At 59.8% G+C, this 4,520-nt stretch carries 4 protein-coding genes; all 4 read left to right on the forward strand.

The genetic code is table 11. The annotated features are described in order from the left end of the window. Positions 1 to 1,547, forward strand: a 1,547-nt coding sequence (locus tag AC0L3I_RS28320) for a calcium-binding protein (protein WP_473529074.1), incomplete at its 5' end; no start/stop codon positions are given. A 61-nt stretch (positions 1,548 to 1,608) separates the two neighbouring features. Next, a complete protein-coding gene (locus AC0L3I_RS28325; protein ID WP_473529075.1) occupies positions 1,609 to 1,980 on the forward strand; it encodes a hypothetical protein in 372 nt (123 codons plus the stop codon). A 391-nt stretch (positions 1,981 to 2,371) separates the two neighbouring features. Continuing rightward, positions 2,372 to 3,571: an ABC transporter substrate-binding protein gene (locus AC0L3I_RS28330; RefSeq protein ID WP_473529076.1), complete on the forward strand. Its 1,200-nt coding sequence runs from the start codon at positions 2,372 to 2,374 to the stop codon at positions 3,569 to 3,571. Between the two features lie 122 nt (positions 3,572 to 3,693). After that, positions 3,694 to 4,308, forward strand: a complete 615-nt coding sequence (locus tag AC0L3I_RS28335) for a thermonuclease family protein (protein WP_473529077.1) — start codon at positions 3,694 to 3,696, stop codon at positions 4,306 to 4,308. Positions 4,309 to 4,520 lie beyond the last annotated feature (212 nt).

Raw genomic sequence — 4,520 nt, forward strand, 5'->3', positions numbered from 1 at the left:
CCGACACCTTCGTCTACACCATCATGGACGGCGACGGCGACCTGTCGACGACGACGCTGACCATCACCCTGTCGGACGTCAACAATGCGCCGGTTGCTGCCAACACCCAGAACTGGATGTCGAGCGATCCGGCACAGCAAACTTTGAGCCCGCCGAGCTATCCCGACGGATATCCCTTGCTGGTGACTATCCCGACCGATGCGGATGGCGATAACCTCATCGTCACCGCGACGGGGACGATCCCCACAGGCACGTTCTATTTCGATGGCGTCACCTACGTCGCCCTGACGGCCGGCACTGTGCTCTACGATCCGGCCGGCGGCATCAACCTGCTGGACGACCTGGTCTACAGGCCGACCGCAACGGTAACCGACACCGTCAACGTCAATCTATCGCTGGACGTCTTCGACGGCACCGCCCACGTCACTCAGACTGTCGGCATCCACGAAGTCCCGCCGACCAGCTTGCCCAGCGATACCGCACAGGTGGGGAATGGCAACAGCCCGCTCACGTCCGGAAACGACCAGACCCAGAACCTGAGCCTATCCCAAGCCACGGTAAGCGCCATAACGGCCGATCCTCATGGCTCGACAGTAGTAGTCTACACCGACTTCCAAGAGTCGCCCTTCGTAACTCCGATCCCACTAGGGGAGCGCAATCCAGGCGCCTTCGGAGACGGCAGCGCGGGATCGCATCGCGAAGAGGAAGTTCAAGTCGAGATCAGGATCGGAGCGAACCGTTTTGCAGTTGTTGAAGACGATTTGACTGCCGGAACGTTTGAGCAGAGTTGGACCTACGACCCGGCCACCGGACTGATGAAGGCGACCGTCGACTATGATCATATCTTCCTTCTCGACGGCGCCGGGGTCGCAACGACGACGACGCTCGCGGACTATCTGATCGCAAATCCACCGGCCGCCGGCGACACATGGACAGTTTCCTATTTCGACAATGATGGCGGCAATTACCAGGCCCGCGCAGTCAGATTCGAATTCTTCTCCCATGATCCAGGCGATCCCGGAATAACGGTGAATGGCGATGCCACCTTGGCCGACCAGATCTATGGCACATCCGGTATCGACCACCTCAATGGCAATGGCGGCAATGACGTCATCATAGGCAGGGGAGGCAATGATTTCCTCAGCGGCGGTGGTGGCAGCGATCTTATCAGCGGTGGCGACGGCAACGATCTTCTTGTTGGAGGTTTCGGCCAAGACACGATGACTGGAGGAAACGGCGCTGATACGTTCAAACTCGACCAGCTGGACATCAAGGATCTCATCCCCGACTACAGCGGCGCCGGCGGCCAGGGCGACGTGATCGACCTGACGTCGTTGTTCGACACAGCCCCGGGGGGAGCCAATATCGGCGAGTTCGTGAACTACGACGCGGGGACCGGCACGCTAAGCGTCGATGCCGACGGTACGGCCAACGGCACCAATTTCGTCGACGTGGCCACGCTAACGAACGTGCCGGTGTCCAGCACGATCACGCTGCTTTATGACGACGGAATAACCCAGCATACGACCGCGGCCAATGCGGTTTAGGGGGAATAGTGCACGGGCTAGGTGCTATGCTATACATTCGAATGGTAGAGGGGAATTCATCATGAAAAAGTCTGCAAGACTTCTGGTTGCCGGTGCAACACTGTTCCTGGCTGTTGGATCGACGGGGTATGCCGCCGACATCATCGAAGCTCCGTCGGTCGACTATTGTCGCGTCGTCGGCACGTCCAACCTGGTGCAGACCGACAACATCGTCGATCTCAAGAACCAGGTAGTGCAACTGATGGACGAGTCTGTCGCCGTCGCCAACAGTTCGGAATGGATCCATTCGTCACGGCCTGTCTTCGTCTGGGCCTCCGAGGCCAAGGTCGCCTGCGGCAAGGCTTACGGCTATTTGAAGACAAATTATCGCGACGAAGATTACCTGAATAAATGCGAGTGTTTCCACGACCGCATGGTCGAGTACATGAACTGACCAAAAGGCGGCGACGCGCCGGCTGGCTGACAATGATGGCCGACCGCGGGCGATCGCCGGAACGATTGCCTGGTCGGTTTTGACCTGCTTGCCATACATGCGGCGCGGGTGCGTCGGAACAATCCACTAGAGTACAAAATGCTTTGCCCGAGCGGTTGCGGCCGACGCGCTGCGATGCCACCCAGGAATGGACGAGAGAAACGCTGAAGGCATTTGCAACCTGCCGGTCGTCGATCTACGGCCTGGAGCCGCGGCTGGCACACGCGGTGATGGAGGCGCTCAGAGCCCGGCTTTTTGCAGGCTAAAGAACCACAAGACGGCGCAACTCAGCCGTGACATGACTGGAAGATCAGACCGGGAAGTGACCCGGCGGCACGTAGGGTGGAAAATCATGGAAGCTGGCCGACAGGTCCTCTGGCTGTGGACGAGGGCAATCGCCTTTGCGCTCGCCGTGACATTGTCAGGTTGCCAGTCGAAAGGCAGCGTTTCCGAAGCGCTCGATCCGGCTGTAATCGCCGCACCCGGAGTGCAGAATGACGCCGCAGTTGCGGGCCGAGCCCAGGCGACGCAATCGATCGGCAGTGGTTCGGCGAAGATCACGATGCTGCTGCCCTTGTCCGCCCCTGGAGCCGCGGGGGAAACCGGCAGGAAGATGCTCGATGCCGCAAAACTCGCAATGGCGGATCTTGGCAATGGATTGCTCACACTGACGGTCGAGGACACGCAGGGCGACAGTGCACACGCCAGCCAATTGTCGATAAAGGCGATCACGACGGGGGCGAAAGTCGTCATCGGTCCGACCGAACTACCGGCGGCACAGCATATTGCCAAATTGTCGGGACCGAAACGGCCGCCAGTGTTGGCACTTGCCAACAATTTCACAGGCGGTCCCGGCGTTTATGCCGTGCGCCTCAGCGAGGCAGACAGCGCGGCTGCGGGGGCCGCAGGCATCGCGGCGAAAGGCAGCAAGAAGTTCGTATTGCTTGTCGCAGCTGGCTCCAACAGCAGTGCCGTTGAAAAGCGGGTCGCGAACAGCCTAAGCATCTATGGCGCAACGCTGGCGGTCACTATCCCGTACTCGGCAGGCGACGGCGGCACCAAAGCGGTCACCGACATGAGCTCACTCGTGGATGCTCCGGACGCCGTCATTGTCGCCAGCGGAGACGACAGCCCGCTGCAAATCCTTGCCGCCCTGAAATCGAAGGGTATCCCGGGAAGAACAATCGCTGTGGTGGGAACAAACCGCTGGCTGGAACGCCCCATCGAACCGCTGTTTGAAGGGGCCCATATCGCCACGCTCGATCCGCGCGAAACCGGACCAATCGCCGACCGCTTCAAGACTACCTATAACTATCAGCCCGACGTCAATGTCGCCTACGCCTATGATATGGTTGCGCTGACTGCTGGGATCGCCAGCGCAGTTGGACCCGATGGCTTCAGCAAACAGGTACTCGAAAATCCGAGCGGGTTTCGCGGATCCACAGGTCTGTTCCGGTTTCGCGCCGACGGATCCAGCCAGCGATCGATGCCGTTCTATCGAGTTGAAAAGGGTGCGCTCAAATTGGTTGCCAGATCGACGTCGGGTTTTTGATCCGGCGCGAACCCGTAGGACCTTCTCGACCTGATGGACAGGCCGAGCCGCATCCGCTTGGCTGTCGCGCTCGCAAGCCTGGAGCTTCTGGCCGGGCTCCTCTGGTCATCCAGGGCGGGGCTTTGCTTTCGGTCGACCGGCCTGTTCCTGCGCCGTCTCCTGATATTCGCGGCAAGCAGCTAACCCGACCGGGCGCAACCGTTCTCGACGCTCAACGGCGAGAGCCGGCACGCAAGATTGCTCAGGACCTCATCGCTCCGCCACAACTTGATTCCTGGGAAATCGAACGGATCGAGCCCCGTCCGCCACTCAGCGAACTCGGTCTCGCCGTGCCCCCGAAAACGCCGATGCCGCAAGACTGGCGGGAGGTCCTGCTCTACGCTCCGATTGCGAGTTCGTCCGCGATCTTCGAATCGATGGGACGGACGGTGGTCATCAGCGGGGTCCAGAGCATTGCCACTGACAAGACCTGTTCCTTTGATGACGTCGTCTGGCCTTGCGGCCAACGCGCGCGCGCAACCTTCAACTCCTGGTTGCGCGGACGCGCGCTGAAATGTTTCGTGCCACCGGAAATTGATCGTTTCGCTATCGCCGCGCCATGCAGCCTCGGCAGGCAGGATGTCAGCGCCTGGCTGGTTTCCAATGGCTGGGCCCTGTCATTGCCGAGCGGTATCTACGGCATGGCGGAGGTGACAGCTATGAATACGGAGATGGGTATATTCGGCCCGCCTCGATAGTCAGCTCGTCGTTTGAGCGCTCAGGGAACCGTACTTGCCGACGCTGGAGCATGATCCGAAAGTGGAATCCGGTTTTCGGAAAGATCATGCTCAAACAAAAAGATAGAGCACCATCCCGATTTTATCGGGGCAGGCTCTAGTGTCCTGATTCCGAAGTTCTGACGATTTTAGCCTGTTGGTCGCCGGTTTTGAGGGTTGCGAGGCAGAAGCGT

It is taken from the genome of Mesorhizobium sp. WSM4840, assembly GCF_055811755.1.